13 protein-coding genes and 1 other annotated feature are annotated in these 16002 nt (G+C 38.4%); of the genes, 11 read left to right on the plus strand and 2 right to left on the minus strand.

Going from position 1 to position 16002, the window contains the following annotated elements:
• The first annotated feature begins 72 nt into the window (after nucleotides 1-72).
• Nucleotides 73-2283, plus strand: a complete 2211-nt coding sequence (locus tag NY10_RS02665; protein WP_058918541.1) for a RelA/SpoT family protein — start codon at nucleotides 73-75, stop codon at nucleotides 2281-2283.
• 78 nt (nucleotides 2284-2361) lie between these two features.
• Nucleotides 2362-2808 carry a D-aminoacyl-tRNA deacylase gene (dtd, locus tag NY10_RS02670; protein WP_058918542.1) on the plus strand — a complete coding sequence of 149 codons (447 nt, stop codon included), beginning with the start codon at nucleotides 2362-2364 and terminating at the stop codon, nucleotides 2806-2808.
• A gap of 52 nt (nucleotides 2809-2860) precedes the next feature.
• Here the strand turns inward: dtd and NY10_RS02675 are convergent, their stop codons facing one another.
• Nucleotides 2861-4231 (minus strand): N-acetylmuramoyl-L-alanine amidase family protein, encoded by a 1371-nt coding sequence (locus tag NY10_RS02675; RefSeq protein ID WP_231726760.1) that lies wholly within the window; start codon nucleotides 4229-4231, stop codon nucleotides 2861-2863.
• Nucleotides 4232-4387: 156 nt separating this feature from the next.
• Nucleotides 4388-4597, plus strand: a binding site (T-box leader).
• Between the two features lie 83 nt (nucleotides 4598-4680).
• Between NY10_RS02675 and hisS the strand changes: the two genes are divergently transcribed.
• The 8 genes from hisS to NY10_RS12890 all read left to right on the plus strand — a co-directional run bounded on the left by hisS (nucleotide 4681) and on the right by NY10_RS12890 (nucleotide 14398).
• Nucleotides 4681-6006: a histidine--tRNA ligase gene (hisS, locus tag NY10_RS02680; RefSeq protein ID WP_058920211.1), complete on the plus strand. Its 1326-nt coding sequence runs from the start codon at nucleotides 4681-4683 to the stop codon at nucleotides 6004-6006.
• A gap of 29 nt (nucleotides 6007-6035) precedes the next feature.
• Nucleotides 6036-7805 carry an aspartate--tRNA ligase gene (gene aspS / locus NY10_RS02685; protein ID WP_058918543.1) on the plus strand — a complete coding sequence of 590 codons (1770 nt, stop codon included), beginning with the start codon at nucleotides 6036-6038 and terminating at the stop codon, nucleotides 7803-7805.
• 140 nt (nucleotides 7806-7945) lie between these two features.
• Nucleotides 7946-8983, plus strand: coding sequence for a signal peptide peptidase SppA (sppA, locus tag NY10_RS02690; RefSeq protein ID WP_058918544.1), 1038 nt, complete (start codon nucleotides 7946-7948; stop codon nucleotides 8981-8983).
• Nucleotides 8984-8985: 2 nt separating this feature from the next.
• A complete protein-coding gene (locus tag NY10_RS02695; RefSeq protein WP_058918545.1) occupies nucleotides 8986-9825 on the plus strand; it encodes an RDD family protein in 840 nt (279 codons plus the stop codon).
• A 95-nt stretch (nucleotides 9826-9920) separates the two neighbouring features.
• Nucleotides 9921-10823: a deoxyribonuclease IV gene (locus NY10_RS02700; RefSeq protein WP_058918546.1), complete on the plus strand. Its 903-nt coding sequence runs from the start codon at nucleotides 9921-9923 to the stop codon at nucleotides 10821-10823.
• Between the two features lie 139 nt (nucleotides 10824-10962).
• Complete coding sequence (locus NY10_RS02705) at nucleotides 10963-12816, plus strand: DUF2207 domain-containing protein (protein ID WP_058918547.1); 1854 nt, start codon at nucleotides 10963-10965, stop codon at nucleotides 12814-12816.
• A gap of 151 nt (nucleotides 12817-12967) precedes the next feature.
• Nucleotides 12968-13534, plus strand: coding sequence for a LemA family protein (locus tag NY10_RS02710; protein ID WP_058918548.1), 567 nt, complete (start codon nucleotides 12968-12970; stop codon nucleotides 13532-13534).
• 33 nt (nucleotides 13535-13567) lie between these two features.
• A complete protein-coding gene (locus NY10_RS12890) occupies nucleotides 13568-14398 on the plus strand; it encodes a TPM domain-containing protein (RefSeq protein ID WP_257721137.1) in 831 nt (276 codons plus the stop codon).
• A 94-nt stretch (nucleotides 14399-14492) separates the two neighbouring features.
• Here the strand turns inward: NY10_RS12890 and NY10_RS02720 are convergent, their stop codons facing one another.
• Nucleotides 14493-15323, minus strand: coding sequence for a pyruvate, water dikinase regulatory protein (locus tag NY10_RS02720; RefSeq protein WP_058918549.1), 831 nt, complete (start codon nucleotides 15321-15323; stop codon nucleotides 14493-14495).
• A gap of 203 nt (nucleotides 15324-15526) precedes the next feature.
• On the opposite strand from NY10_RS02720, the gene NY10_RS02725 reads away from it, so the two are divergent.
• A complete protein-coding gene (locus NY10_RS02725; RefSeq protein ID WP_058918550.1) occupies nucleotides 15527-15955 on the plus strand; it encodes a Fur family transcriptional regulator in 429 nt (142 codons plus the stop codon).
• Nucleotides 15956-16002: the final 47 nt, after the last annotated feature.

Consider the following 16002-nt stretch of genomic DNA (forward strand, 5'->3'; position numbering starts at 1 on the left):
TTGTCTATTGGGATACCAGAAGAATAATAAAACGATACTATACACTATTAATTTGGAAGAGAAGGTGACAAGATGCCCAAAAATAAAAATTATACTGCACAAGAAGTAATTGCTCTGACAGTTACTTATATGAACAGCAGTCATGTGGCTTTTGTCAAAAAGGCGTGTGATTTTGCAACGATGGCGCACGAAGGCCAACTTCGCAAATCTGGAGAGCCTTATATTATACACCCTATTCAAGTGGCCGGTATCTTAGCTGAATTAAAAATGGATCCTGTTACCGTTGCAACTGGTTTTTTACATGATGTTGTTGAAGATACAGATATCACATTTGAAGACATTGCTAAAGAGTTCACACCTGAGGTTGCTATGTTAGTTGATGGCGTGACTAAATTAGGAAAAATCGAATTTAAATCTCATGAAGAACAGCAAGCGGAAAATCACCGTAAGATGTTATTAGCGATGGCTAAAGACATCCGAGTTATCATGGTGAAATTAGCTGACCGTTTGCATAATCTGAGGACATTAAAATTTCATCGTCCTGATAAACAGAGACGCATTGCTAATGAAACATTGGAAATTTACGCTCCGTTAGCTCATCGTTTAGGAATCAATAAAGTAAAATGGGAACTTGAAGATACTTCTTTGCGTTATTTGAACCCGCAACAATATTATCGGATCGTTCACTTGATGAATTCCAAACGGGAGGAACGAGAAACGTATATTGCAAATACCATTACAAGAATCCAAGAGTCTGTTGATGAATTGAGTATTGATGCAGAAATTTACGGACGGCCTAAACACATTTATTCTATTTATCGCAAAATGCGCGATCAAAAAAAACGATTTAACGAAATTTACGATTTGTTGGCTATTCGAGTCATTGTGGATTCAATCAAAGATTGCTATGCTGTGCTGGGTGCAGTCCATACTCGATGGAAACCGATGCCTGGAAGGTTTAAAGATTACATTGCCATGCCAAAAGCCAACATGTATCAATCTATCCACACCACAGTGATCGGTCCTAACGGTCGTCCAGTTGAAGTTCAAATCCGTACAACTGAAATGCACCAAATAGCAGAGTACGGGGTCGCTGCTCATTGGGCTTACAAAGAAGGCATTACTAAAAAACTTGAAAATGCAGACGTAAGCGAAAAACTGTCGTGGTTTAGCGACATCCTTGAATTACAAAGTGAAGCAAACGATGCTAGTGATTTCATGGAAAGCGTAAAAGAAGATATTCTTAGGGATAAGGTTTATGTGTTTACACCAAAAGGAGACGTTAGCGAATTACCATCTGGTGCCGGTCCATTGGACTTCGCCTATAATATCCATACAGAAATCGGGAATAAGACGATAGGCGCTAAAGTTAATGGGAAAATTGTTCCTTTAAATTATAAACTCAAAACAGGCGATATTATTGAGGTATTGACTTCGCCAAATTCATACGGACCTAGTCGAGATTGGATCAATTTAGTTTCAACTAGTAAAGCTAAGAACAAGATCAAACGTTTCTTTAAATTACAAGACCGAGAAGTCAATGTTGTTAAAGGTCGAGATATGGTCGAAAAACAACTGCAGGAAATGAATTTTCCTCCAAAAGAGTTCCTGACTAAGCAGAATATAAAAATGCTCTTAGAACGTTTTAATTTCACTACGGAAGAAGATCTTTATGCTGCTGTTGGATTTGGCGAAGTGACCGCATTGGTTGTAGCAAATCGGCTAACTGAAAAAGAAAGACGAGCTCGTGAAAATGAAAAACGTGCTCAAGAAATTGATACAATTGAATTAAAAACGAAAAAAGAGCCTGAAAAAATAAAAATTCGCCATGAAGGTGGAATTGTCATTCAGGGTGTCGATAACTTGTTAGTGCGAATCAGCCGCTGTTGTAATCCTGTTCCAGGAGATCCCATTGTTGGGTATATTACTAAAGGGCGCGGCGTTTCTATTCATCGGGCAGATTGTCCGAATGTAAAATCAGCTAAAGATGCAGAAAATCGTTTGATTGATGTTGAATGGGAAGATACTTCTTCTCAAGGGCAAGAATACGATGCTGAATTACAAGTTGAAGGGTACAATCGCTCTGGTTTACTCAACGAAGTCCTGCAGGTCGTCAATACTATGACACGTAATCTAAATAACGTTAATGGCCGTGTTGACCACAACCGTATGGCGACGATCACATTAACCGTTGGCATTCCCAATTTAAACCACTTAGAAAAAATTGTCGATAAAATAAAAATGATTCCAGATGTCTATAGCGTCCGTAGAATAACATCTTAACTAATGGACTAAAGAATAAAAACAGGGGATGCGTTAAAATCTCCTGTTTTTTTAATACCTATTGAAAAGAGGATACTAATGAGGCTTATTATTCAAAGAAGCAAACAAGCTCAAGTCAGCATCAATAATAAAATTAGCGGAGAAATAACACACGGTTTAGTTTTACTAGTGGGAATTGAAGCAGCTGATACACAAGAAGACGTTGATTATTTAGTCCGAAAAGTATGCAATATGCGTATTTTTTCAGATGAAGCAGACAAAATGAATTTATCGGTTCAAGATGTCGGAGGAGAAATCTTATCTATTTCTCAATTCACATTACATGCGGACACAAAAAAAGGAAATCGACCAAGTTTTACCCAAGCGGCAAAACCGGAAGCAGCTATTCCTTTATACGATTCTTTCAATAAAGGACTTGCGGCTAATGGTTTACGTGTGGAGACCGGAGAATTTGGTGCCGATATGCAGGTCTCTCTCGTTAATGACGGACCGGTCACAATTAGTATTGACAGCAAAAATAAGTAAATAAACGCCTTCTCTATCAATTAATAGGATAGAGAAGGCGTTTATTTTTAATTTAAGGAGCAAAATAATGATCCAAAGCTTGGTAAATACTCTCAACAACGGATTGCCGGTAGGAGTCGGTATTGATTGTTGATCGATCAATATAATGGTTCAAATAGCCTAGTTCTAACAATACAGCCGGTCGTGTATTTTCACGAGTAACATAATAATCGCCAAAACGCACACCATTATTTGGCAATGGGCCGTTTTGTTCAAGTTGAGCGTTGATTTGATTCGCTAAACCTTTGTCTTTTTCATGATAGTAATAGGTCGTCGTCCCGCTGATCTCGTTTGGCGTTTCAGTTGAATCATAATGAATACTGATAAATACATCAGCAGCTGCTTGATTGCTAGTAACGACTCTTTGATTCAAACTGACTGATGTATCTGAACTTCTCGTCAAGACAACGTTCGCGCCAGCCCTTTTCAAGCGTTCAGCCAGTAACTTAGCTGTTTTTAAAGTAGCTTCTTTTTCATTATAAGTTCCGCCGGGAGCGCCGGGATCTTCTCCTCCATGACCTGCATCGATCACAATCGTGGCTTCCGCTAAAGAGGTGATATTAGCCGTTGGAGCAGCAGTTTTATCAGCTGATAAATCGACTACCCAGTTGGCGACATAACCTGTTTGTCCATCAGCCGCTTGGATTTGATACCAATCTCCTTCAGTACTCAGATAAGTAAAACTGTCGCCTTTTGAAGCCTTTATTACAACACTTTTATCAACAGAAGGACCGCTGCGGATATTGGTTCCGTCTGATCGGATAGTGATGGTCTCGATTGGTGCTTCTGAATTTGTTTTTGTTGCCACACTGCTAGGAGCAGTTTCTTTAGTGGGCGTCGTTACTTCAATCAATTCAGAACTTATCCAAGCAACTTGTCCATTGTATTGAATTTGTGTCCAGCCGCCTTGTTGGAAGAGTACCGTTAATTCCGTTCCTTTCGCTACTGTTCCGATTATTTCAGCATTTGAATGGCCTTCGCTGCGGATATTCACTGGTTCTCCGGTCACTGTACCTATTTTGTTTGAAGCGGCACTTATTTCAGTATTTCCGATTAGCCAACTTGCTACCCAGCCGATTTGGTCATTGCTCATTCGGATCTTGTACCATTCATTTTCTTCAGCGATAACATTTACTTTTTCGCCGCCAACGACCTGGGTCATAATATCATACGATAAACCAGGGCCTGTTCGGATATTTACGACGCTAGCGTCTACTTTAATGGTACTTTGGTTTGCCAATGCAACCGTTGCAAAAGTTGTTAAGCTTATAAAAATTAAGACAGCCAAAAAAGAAATAATTGTTTTTGGTTGTTTCGGCATGAGGATTTTTTCCATCGATTCACTCACTACTTTCCCATTGAAAAATAAGTTCATTACGTTCATTTATGTACTTTCTAAGTATAGCAATGAATAGGCATGTTATGCAATCAATTAGTGAACGATTACATAAAAAATCTATAAACCAGCTTTAACGATTTCCTTGGCTAAGCTTGACAAGTCTAGTCCTTTCTTGTAATCTAATACTATTCAAACAAAAAAAGATATCCGTTGAAAGAGACAGTAAGCTTTGATAAACGAGCAGAAAGAAAGAATCGCCTTGGCTGAAAGTGATTCCCGTTAAGAAGTCTGAAGGACACTCTGGAGGAATAGCAGTGCAAAGCTGCTACGTTACGAGCGTTAATCGTTGAGGAAAGCCATGGCTTTCAAATAAAGGTGGTACCACGAGGAAAACAATAACTCGTCCTTATTCTATGATGGAATAAGGACGCTTTTTTTTTGCCCTCATTCAAAATATAAGCAATTAGATACGAAGGAGTGTTGATATAATGGCAATTCAAATTCAAAGACCAAAAGGAACCGCTGATCTCTTACCAGATGAATCATCAAAATGGCAATATGTAGAAGAAACTGCAAAGATGATTTTAGGAGATTACCAATTTCATGAAATTCGGACACCCATTTTTGAAAGTTATGATTTGTTTTCTCGTGGTGTAGGGGAAACCAGTGATATTGTTTCAAAAGAAATGTACGATTTTAAAGACAAAGGCAATCGGCATATGTCGCTTCGACCAGAAGGAACTGCACCAGTCGTTCGCGCTTTCGTTGAGAATAAATTATTTGGACCGGAATATGCGAAACCATATAAAGTGTATTACATGGGACCGATGTTCCGTTATGAACGTCCACAAGGAGGACGGATGCGTCAATTCCATCAACTAGGAGTAGAAGTTTTTGGAAGTACTAATCCTGCTATTGATGTGGAGTCGATGGCTTTAGCTATGGATTTATTTAAAGAATTTGGTTTAGAACATTTAACATTAGTGATTAATTCATTAGGAGACAAAGAAAGCCGGACTGCTTATCGTGAAGCACTGATAGCTTATCTTGAACCTCATTTTGCTGACTTAAGCGAAGATTCTCAAGTACGTTTGCACAAAAACCCTCTGCGTGTCTTAGACAGCAAAAACAAAAAAGATCAAGAAATCGTTAAGGACGCTCCTTCGATTTTAGACTATTTAAGCGATGATTCGAAGAGCCACTTTGAATCGGTTAAAGAAATGTTAGAAGTACTTGATATTCCTTATAAAATTGACAGCAACATGGTAAGGGGATTAGATTATTACAACCATACCATTTTTGAAATCATGAGTGATGCACCGGGGTTTGGAGCCATCACTACGATTTGTGCTGGCGGCCGCTACGATGGTCTAGTCGAAGAAATCGGAGGACCAGCTACTCCAGGGTTTGGTTTTGCTCTTGGATTGGAACGTTTGATGATGACATTAGCAGCAGAAAACATTGATATTCCTGACTTGCACGAAGTTGATGTTTACGTTGTCGGTTTAGGAGAAACAACAAATATCGAAACGTTAAAATTGGTTCAAGCCATTCGCTCAGCTGGTTTATCTGCTGAACGCGATTATTCCAATCGCAAAGCAAAAGCTCAATTTAAAACAGCAGCTAAATTAAAAGCTAAAGTTGTGATTACGTTAGGCGAAGACGAACTTGAAAAAGGCGAATTGAACTTTAAAGTTATGAAAAATGGAAAAGAATCTAAAGTAAGTTTGAAAGAAGCTTACAAAGATTTCGAAAAATTATTCAATTTAAAAACTGCTGATATGACAGCGTATAATGATTTTTTCAGTAAAGAAGACTAACAGAATGATAAAATAGGGAGTGGTAGTGAATGGCTAAACGTACAGAATATTGCGGGAAAGTGTCAAAAGATTTATTAGGTCTTGAAGTAACTCTAAAGGGTTGGGTCCAAAAAAGACGTGATTTAGGTGATTTGATTTTTGTTGATTTACGCGACCGCGAAGGCATCGTCCAAATCGTTTTTAATCCGACTTTTTCAAAAGAAGCTTTAGCGATAGCTGAAACTATCCGGAATGAATACGTCATTGAAGTTAAAGGAACCGTTGTTGAACGTGATCAGAAAGTAATCAATAAAAATATTTCAACGGGGGATATAGAAGTAGAAGTGGCTGAAATAAAAGTTCTAAATAAATCTAAGACAACTCCTTTTTACATTGAAGATGGAGTTGCCGTTGCGGATGAAAAAAGATTAGAATACCGCTATTTAGATCTGCGTCGTCCAGAAATGACACAAAATCTTATTTTGCGTCACAAAATGACCCAATCGATTCGTCATTATTTAGATAACAATGGATTTATTGACACCGAAACGCCTTATTTAACGAAATCTACTCCTGAAGGTGCACGTGACTACTTAGTCCCTTCCCGTGTACAACCTGGACACTTCTACGCGTTGCCTCAATCGCCTCAGTTATTTAAACAATTACTGATGGGAGCTGGGTTTGACCGTTATTATCAAATTGTCCGTTGTTTCAGAGACGAAGATCTGCGTGGCGACCGTCAGCCGGAATTCACACAAATCGATATTGAAACCAGCTTCTTAGAACCTGAAGAAATTCAGGACTTTACAGAAGAATTGTTAGCGAAAGTTCTGAAAGATACCAAAGGCGTTGAATTAAAACGACCATTTCCGCGAATGGGATACGATGAAGCAATGAATCGTTTTGGCAGTGACAAACCGGACATCCGTTTTGGATTGGAATTGGTTCAAATGAGCGATTTGGTTAAAGATTCTTCTTTCAAAGTATTTAGCGATGCTGTTGCCAATGGCGGTGAAGTTAAAGCGATCAATGTTAAAGGAGCTGCTAGCCGTTATTCACGGAAAAATATTGATGCGCTAGGCGAATTTGCAGCTATCTATGGAGCCAAGGGGCTAGCTTGGCTGAAAGTTGAAGAAGAGGGCTTAAAAGGGCCAATTGCTAAGTTTTTCAATGAAGATGCTGAATCTGTGATTGAGCGTATGGAAGCTGAAGCAGGGGACTTGTTATTATTTGTAGCCGATAAAAAATCGGTTGTGGCTGATGCATTAGGTGCGCTTCGTTCTAAGTTAGGAAAAGAATTAGAATTGATCGACGAAAGTTCTTATGCTTTCTTGTGGATCGTCGACTGGCCTTTACTAGAGTATGATGATGAATCTGAACGCTTTACAGCTGCGCATCATCCTTTCACTATGCCGAAAGAATCGGATCTTGATTTATTGGAAACTGAACCACAAAACGTTTATGCACAAGCTTATGACATTGTTTTGAACGGGTATGAGTTGGGCGGCGGTTCTATTCGAATCCATAATCGCGAAATACAAGAAAAAATGTTTGCTGCATTAGGTTTTTCAAAAGAAGAGGCCGAAGCCCAATTTGGTTTCCTATTGGATGCATTGGAATATGGTTTCCCGCCACACGGTGGAATTGCTTTAGGTTTAGACCGCTTTGCTATGTTATTAGCGGGTGAAGAAAATATTCGCGAGGTTATTGCCTTTCCTAAAAATGGACGAGCAAGTGATCCATTGACAAAAGCTCCTAGCTTAGTCAGCGATGCTCAGCTAGCTGAGTTGTCTATTCATACGACAGCTACTGAGAAATAAATGATACAACCAAAAACGTGAGAGTTTTCTCACGTTTTTTTGTCTATGCAGCCTTTATAATCAGTAAATATAAAATTTCGCTTGTAATGTAACTCAAACTTTGCCAAAATAATAGAGAACCGATAGGAGGAGGAAGAGCAATGACAACTAAAAGATGGACAGCCATCGGGCTAGCGGTAGGGCTTTTTGTATTATCTTTTTTAATTGATGGATTAGTGACTAAAGTGAACCAATCCGATGAGACACAAAACCTGATAGGAGACGCAACAACCATGTTGTTTGGCGATTCTGGATTAACGGAAACGATCGTCTCTAGTGGCGATGAAACAAAACGGATCGCACTTTTATCAGTGGATGGCACGATTTTAGCTGGCCAGACAGAAAGTTTATTTAATTCAGCCGGTTACAACCATGAGTTCTTTATGGAACAATTGGAAGCGGTCAAACAAGACGATTCGATCAAAGCTATTTTATTATCTGTTAATTCTCCAGGTGGCGGAACTTACGAAAGCGCTCAAATAAAAGATAAGCTGCTCGAATTAAAAGAGAGTACCGATAAACCGCTATATGTTTCGATGGGAAATCTTGCTGCAAGCGGCGGGTACTATATTGCTGCACCAGCAGACAAAATTTTTGCTTCCGAAGAAACGTTGACCGGGTCAATAGGCGTTATTATGTCTAGTACCAATTTAAGCGATCTTTATGAAAAAGTAGGGATTGAAGATACAACGATCAAAAGCGGACAATTTAAAGATATTGGTTCTTCAGTTCGGCCAATGACAGAAGCAGATCAAGATATTTTACAAAAAATGGTTGACGACTCTTATGAGCGGTTTGTGACAGTTGTTGCAGATGGGCGCGGTATGGAAAAAAATCAAGTTCGCGAATTAGCTGACGGACGAATTTATGACGGTGCTCAAGCTTTGGCTGTGGGATTAGTCGACCAATTGGGTTACCAAGAAGATGCTTTAACAGCTTTACAAAAAGACTTTCAGCTTACAGATGCAGAAATCATTCAGTATGCTGCAGGAAGTATGCCGTTCAGTTCATTGTTGTATTCAAAAGCCAGTCAATTGCTAGCACCTGAAAAAACGTCAATGGCTGCTCTGGAACAAATAGCTACACAATTCGGAACCTCTGCATCGCCTAAAATGATGTATTTATACGGAGGTGAGTAATAATGGCTAAATCGACTGAGAACGAAAAAGGCGATACTAAAGAACTGGATTTAACAGCATTAAAAAAAGCTCTAGCAAAAGAAGAAGCTGAGCTTAAACGCACCAAACGATTAAAGCAGCTTGAACAAGAAAGAAAGCTGAATGAGCAAGAAAAAGCAGCATCAGCTCCTATCGATAGAGAGGATGATTCCCTACTGTTATTCAATACAAGTACTCATTCAGATAAAACGACTCAAGCTGCTGTAGAGTCTCCAGAAGGCAAGCCTCGAACGCCTGAAGAACTACGGGAAGCACGGCGAAGATACTGGAAAGAGAAACAAAAACAAGAACAGTTAGAAAAAACACCGTACCATCATTATCCAATCTTATTTTATACCGGTTTTTGGTTGCGTTTATTCGCCTATAGTATTGATCTACTTGTGATTGGCAGTCTTAATCGTTTGATAGTGCACCCTGTTTTCACAAGTGCACGTTTACCTGTTTATACTGAAGCTTTTTCAGCTTTCTCATTGAGTAAACTCTTCGTTTTCTTGCTGTATTTTATTTTAATGACAAAACTAACCAATGGACAAACTATTGGGAAAATGATTTTCGGTTTACGTGTTGTTTGTTTTAAAGAAGAAAAACTTAGCTGGCAAACTGTATTGATACGTGAAGGGTTCGGACGTTACATTTTAAAATCCATGAGTATTTTGTACTTAGTCGTGCTTTTTACAGAACGAAAACAGCAAGTAGCTGATTTATTAAGCGATACTTCTGTTGTCTCTGAAAACCTTTTGCAAGCGAAACAATGGGGTCAATCTAGCTCGTCTCATCCCTCGCTAACCTCTTTTAGTTCATAAAGAGGCCGAGCTAATGATTTTTCCGTTTGTTCTTTTTAATAAACTACCTTACAATGGAAAAGAAGAACGAGTAAAAGGATTGGGGATAATTTATTATGCTATTGCTAGGATCACATGTATCAATGAATGGAAAGAAAATGCTTTTAGGTTCTGCTGAAGAAGCCGCAAGTTACAACGCCAGTACTTTTATGATTTATACTGGTGCGCCGCAAAATACGAGAAGAAAAGCCATCGAAGACATGAATATTGAAGCAGGAACAGCTTTTATGAAAGAAAAAGATTTATCTAATATCGTTGTTCATGCTCCTTACATTATTAATTTAGGGAATACTTTAAAACCTGAGAACTTTGCTTTTGGTGTTGAATTTTTGAGAGCAGAGATCGTTCGGGCAGAAGCTTTAGGAGCCAGACAAATCACAATGCATCCTGGAGCACATGTAGGGCAAGGTGCAGATGCAGCTATCGCTCAAATCATCAAAGGACTAAACGAAGTGCTCCACAAGGACCAACTTGCACAAATTGCTTTAGAAACTATGTCAGGAAAAGGAACCGAAATAGGGCGTACATTTGATGAGTTAGCAAAAATTATTGATGGTGTAACTTTAAATGAAAAGTTGTCTATTACGATGGATACTTGTCACATTAATGATGCTGGATATAATGTAAAAGAAGATTTTGATGGCGTCTTGGAAGAATTCGATCGCATCATTGGATTAGACCGGTTAAAAGTAGTTCATGTCAATGATTCAAAAAACAGTCAAGGAAGCCACAAAGACCGGCATGCCAATATCGGTTTCGGGACGATCGGCTTTGATGCATTAAATGCGGTCGTTCATCATTCTAAACTAGAAAATCTCCCTAAAATTTTAGAAACGCCTTATGTAGGAGAAGATAAGAAAGATAAAAAAGCCCCTTATGGGTATGAAATCAATATGTTGAAAAAACAAACCTTTAATCCGCATTTATTAGAAGATATTGCTAATCAAACCGGTTATTAAAGTTCTAAAAGAAGACCCGAGAGAAAAAACTTCTCTTGAGTCTTCTTTTTTTAAAAACTCTTTTCACTTTATTTTCTAAACAGAAAAGTTTATGGCATACTTAAAAAAAGAGAAAAAAAAGGAAAGGAGGAGGAAAAAAATGAAGAGAAAGATAGGCAGCAGCCTATTTCTATTACTGTTATTTTTCTGTTGGCCAGTCAAAGCAGCAGCGGCAGATTATTCTATTGAAGCCTATAAAGTAGACGTTTCGATTTTAGAAAATGGTACTGCAGTCTTTGACCATGCAATAACGTACGATTTTGATGGAGCTTTTAATGGTTTCTTGTACACTCTAGACTATGCTGGCTATCAGCAACCCACAGATATTGAAGTGACTGTAGCAGATGAAAATGGAAGAGAATCTCAGCCATTTAAACTGAATTCTTCCCAATCACCTGGAACGTTTACATTGAGTGAAGGAATAGATTTCTTGAATTTCACAGTTTATCAACCAGGTAAAAATAGAGAAAAAACAGTTCATTATAAATATAAAGTTCCTGAAATGATTGTCAACTATCTTGATACAGCAGAGTTTAATCATAAAGTAATCGGTGGAGGTTGGGACGACACATTGGAAAATGTGGAAATCGTTATCCATTTGCCGCAAGCAGTAGCAGATAAAGAACTGAAGGCTTGGGCTCATGGGACATTGACTGGGTCTTTAGACATTAAAAATAATCAGACTGTACATTTAACGGTTGCCTCCAATCCAAGTCATCAGTTTATCGAAGCACATCTTGTCTTTCCGACATATGTAACACCGCTTAACCCCAATACAAAAGACCAAAAAGCTTTAGCATCCATTATGGCGCAGGAACAACAATTGGCAAATGAAGCCAACGCTAAAAGAATGCGTATTTTTTGGGTAGTTATTATCTTGAGTGTTTTATCCGTTGTAAGTTTGATTGGTGGAATGGTTTGGATAAGGATTTTAGCAAGAAAAGAAAAGCAAGAAGACATCTTTTTGCCAACTCATCTTTATGAATTGCCGGCAGATATCACACCGGCTGTCATGTACAGTGCAACTAACAACCAGAAACCACGTCCAGTGGATTTAACGGCAACAATTATGGATTTGGTTCGAAAAAAACAAATTTATTTGACAGAAATGAATAAAAAAGATAAAAAGGGAAAAGAAATAAAAGAATCAACTTTCCTGATTACCCGTCTTCCGCACTCCGACACACTTTCTTTGCTGCCACATGAGAGATATGCAATGAAGTGGCTTTTAAAAGTTATTGGAAATGGAAAAGAAGTTAGTTTGCAAACAATTGAAGACTATGGCAAAAAAAATCCTGCAAAAGCTAAGAAATTTAACGAAGCTTATCAAAAATGGCAAGGTATGGTCAAAAATAAAGCAGATGAATTAGGTTATCTTTCTACTTACAATGCACGTGCTCTAGGAATCACCGTCTTAACAAGTGTATTATTGTTTGCAACAAGCCTGGCTGCCTTGATCGTCATGGGCGTGTCTGATGCTTTTTATGGTGGGCCACTAATTATTACCGTAGGTTGTTTTATCATCAGTCTTTTTCAATGGATTGGTGTCTTGCCACTCAGAACAACAGCAGGAAAACGAGCGGATAAAGAGTGGAAAGCCTTTAAGAAAATGTTGCAAGATGTCAGTAATTTGAATATGGCAGAAGTAGCTTCCCTGGTTTTATGGGACCATTTTCTGGTTTATGCTATTTCTTTAGGAGTTTCCAAAAAAGTTATCAAAGCTTTAAAAATTCAATTTCCTAAAGAAGATATCGGTACAATGAATGTTGGCCATTATTATCTTTACGGCTCAACTTTTTCTTCCTCTGCATTTCAGACTAGTTTTGAAAGTAGTTTTAATCATGCTGTGGGTCATGCGATCAACAATGCAAGCAGCGGCAGCGGATCTGGCGGAGGATTCAGTAGCGGATCATCGGGCGGCGGCGGCGGAGGTTCCGGCGGCGGAGCTTTCTAAACCGATGAAACAGTAAAATAATTTTTTTCCTACTTAAGTCTCATACCTTTTTATTTGTTTTGAGGTAAACTTAAGTTATGATGAGGTAGAGTAAAATGATATTTATTCGCTAATACACTCATAAATAGTCAACAGAAAGAAGGAATAGAAGATGAAAAAAAGTGTTAAAATAATCATAGGTGTTGTCATCGCGTTACTTATTTTAGTCGTTCCGTTTGTCAGTTCGTATAACGGTTTGATACAAGAAGAAAGTAATGTAGACGTAGCTTGGTCACAAGTGGAATCTCAGTTGCAGCGTCGGAACGACTTGATTCCTAACTTGGTTAACTCCGTTAAAGGCGCAATGAATCAAGAACAAGCTGTTTTTGGAGATATTGCTGATGCACGTGCTCAGTTAGGCGGGGCTGATACTGTAGAAGAAAAAATCGATGCTAACAACGAAATGAGTTCAGCTTTATCAAGATTGTTAGTTGTCGTAGAGAATTATCCTGAACTAAAGTCTAATGAAAATGTTACAGCTTTGATGGACGAACTAGCTGGAACTGAAAACCGAGTTGCCGTTGAAAGACAACGCTACAATGAAGCCGTTCAAGGATACAATAATCGTGTTAGACGCTTCCCGGGTTCAATCATCGCAAGTATGACCGGATTTGAAAAGAAACCTTATTTTAAAGCTGTAGAGGGCGCTGAGACAGCTCCTGAAGTAAACTTTGATTAATCAACGAATATTTTTATTAAAGGAGGAACATGTGTGAAAAGAATCTGGAAAAGCAGCCTGATTTTTCGCTTTGTGATTGCGTGCGGCCTAATGTTTCTTTACTTCACTCCGCTTAACGTCCACGCAGCTCCTAATTACCCAGATCCTTCTACTGAATTCTATGTGTATGATGAAGCTGATCTTCTTTCTCCTGAGACCGAAAAGTTGATTATAGATGTGAACAAACATTATGAGGATACTACTGAACAACCTCAAGTCGTAGTAGCGACAGTCGATAGTCTAGAAGGCGTATCAATTGATGAGTATGCGGTAGAGTTATTCGAAAAATGGGGTATAGGTGGAAAGAAATTAGATAATGGCGTATTGGTTTTAATGTCTGCTCAAGAACGTGAAATTCGGTTTGAAGTTGGATATGGCTTAGAAGGGGCACTAACAGACAGTGGCACAGGAGCTATCTTAGATCGAAATATTGAAGACTTAAAAAACAATCAGTTCGATACAGCTTTAAAAAATATATTTACTGAAACAGCTATCAAAGTAAATAAAGAATACCAATTCGACAATGATGTGATTTTTTCGGGACATCAAGTTGATGAGTCACAATACGATGATGGCGGAACAAGTTTTTCTCCTGTTATTATCATTTTAATCGTTTTCTTTTTTGCAAGTAGTTTTTTTGGTGGCGGTGGCGGCAAAGGCGGTCCCGGTGGACGACGTTCTAGCAGCATCTTGCCTTTCCTTATCGGCATGTCCGCTGGAGGAAGCAACCGCGGTGGTTTCGGTGGCGGTGGCGGCTTTGGAGGAGGCGGCGGCTTCGGCGGCGGAGGTAGATCCGGCGGAGGCGGCTCAAGCCGAGGATTCTAATACTAACTTTAAATATCAGAAACAATGACTAAACATCAAAAGACACCAGCTCTCATAACGAGGGTTGGTGTCTTTTTTAGCATAGCATTAAGGATCAGAAATCCTGTTTGTTGTGATTAATCTCTAAGGTGTTAACGATAATAGCAGCTGTTTCCTCAATAGATTTAGTAGCAACGTTGATTACCAGACAACCCAATTTTTCATACAATTCTTTAGCGAAAGCCAGTTCTTCGTCAATCCGGTCGATTCTTGAGTAAGCTGTTTCAGGATTTAATCCATAAGCAATCATTCGCTCGCGCCGAATAGAGTTTAAAATTTTTCGGTCATTGGTTAACCCAACTATTTTTTTAGGGTCAACTTGCCACAATAAATCAGGAATGTGAGCTTCCGGAACGAGTGGAAGATTGGCCACTTTATAGTTTTGGTTGGCTAAAAACATACTCAAAGGTGTCTTTGAAGTTCTTGAAATTCCCAAAATCACAATATCTGCTTCCAAAAAACCATTAGGATCACGACCGTCGTCATACTTTACAGCAAATTCAATTGCGCTGATGCGATTAAAGTAACTGTCATCTAACTGATGTAAGGCTCCTGGTTTTTTTAAAGCTTGCTGATGAGAACGATGCTCAATTTCTTGCACAACCGGATTTAAGATATCGAAACAAAATAACTTGTGCTCTTGACAGAATTTAGCTACAATGTCGTTTAAATTATTGGAGATAAGCGTATGAAGAATTAAAGCATTATCTTTATGTGCTTTTTCCAATATTGATACTAGTGTATCTTCTCCTCGAATAAAAGGATAAGCAGATACATTTGCATTAACTTCTGGAAATTGAGCCATTGCTGCTCTACCTAATGTATTAGCAGTTCCACCAACAGAGTCCGAAATGATATAGATATTGATTTCTTCATTTTCCGTCATTTTTCCCCTCTTTTCTGAACGATACAGCTAACGGTAAAAACCAATTGCGTTACGTTCTGAATATCCGTCACATTCATTATACCTGACTTGTTAACAGAAAAACAGCGGGAACCAAGAGAGAACAGCTGCCTTGCTTAATATCTTTAAAATGCGTTATAATAGACGATAATCAGTGAATGATTTAAAGGAGACGAAGAATAGATATGACTGCTGTTGAAAAAGCTATTGAAACATTGAAAAAAAACGGATATAAATATACTGATAAACGTGAACAAATACTGTCCATTTTTGCAAATGAAAATCGTTATCTGCCTGCTAAAGATGTGCACGTCCTCTTAAAAGAAAGTTATCCTACAATCAGTTATGATACCATTTATCGTAATCTTTATACTTTTGTCGGTTTAGACGTGCTCGAAGAAACAGAATTAAATGGTGAGAAAATGTTCCGCTTTGGATGTATGCATGAAGGTCACCACCATCACTTTATTTGTACAACATGTGGAATGACAAAAAATATTGAAATGTGTCCTATGAATTTTTTTGAAGAACAATTGACGGGTTGCGAAATTGATTCTCATCGCTTTGAGATTTTTGGGAAATGCGAAAAATGTTCGAAAAAGAGGCCTAAATAAAAATTTCCAGCATTTTATTCATAAAAGTGTTTTTCTCTTTTTAGAGC

The sequence above is a fragment of the Carnobacterium sp. CP1 genome (assembly GCF_001483965.1).
In the GTDB taxonomy this organism is placed as follows: Bacteria; Bacillota; Bacilli; order Lactobacillales; family Carnobacteriaceae; genus Carnobacterium_A; species Carnobacterium_A antarcticum.

Coding starts and splice junctions, on each gene's coding strand:
- NY10_RS02665 (WP_058918541.1), top strand. CDS start 73: ATGCCCAAAAATAAAAATTATACTGCACAAGAAGTAATTGCTCTGACA.
- dtd (WP_058918542.1), top strand. CDS start 2,362: ATGAGGCTTATTATTCAAAGAAGCAAACAAGCTCAAGTCAGCATCAAT.
- NY10_RS02675 (WP_231726760.1), bottom strand. CDS start 4,231: ATGAACGTAATGAACTTATTTTTCAATGGGAAAGTAGTGAGTGAATCG.
- aspS (WP_058918543.1), top strand. CDS start 6,036: ATGGCTAAACGTACAGAATATTGCGGGAAAGTGTCAAAAGATTTATTA.
- sppA (WP_058918544.1), top strand. CDS start 7,946: ATGACAACTAAAAGATGGACAGCCATCGGGCTAGCGGTAGGGCTTTTT.
- NY10_RS02695 (WP_058918545.1), top strand. CDS start 8,986: ATGGCTAAATCGACTGAGAACGAAAAAGGCGATACTAAAGAACTGGAT.
- NY10_RS02700 (WP_058918546.1), top strand. CDS start 9,921: ATGCTATTGCTAGGATCACATGTATCAATGAATGGAAAGAAAATGCTT.
- NY10_RS02705 (WP_058918547.1), top strand. CDS start 10,963: ATGAAGAGAAAGATAGGCAGCAGCCTATTTCTATTACTGTTATTTTTC.
- NY10_RS02710 (WP_058918548.1), top strand. CDS start 12,968: ATGAAAAAAAGTGTTAAAATAATCATAGGTGTTGTCATCGCGTTACTT.
- NY10_RS02720 (WP_058918549.1), bottom strand. CDS start 15,323: ATGACGGAAAATGAAGAAATCAATATCTATATCATTTCGGACTCTGTT.
- NY10_RS02725 (WP_058918550.1), top strand. CDS start 15,527: ATGACTGCTGTTGAAAAAGCTATTGAAACATTGAAAAAAAACGGATAT.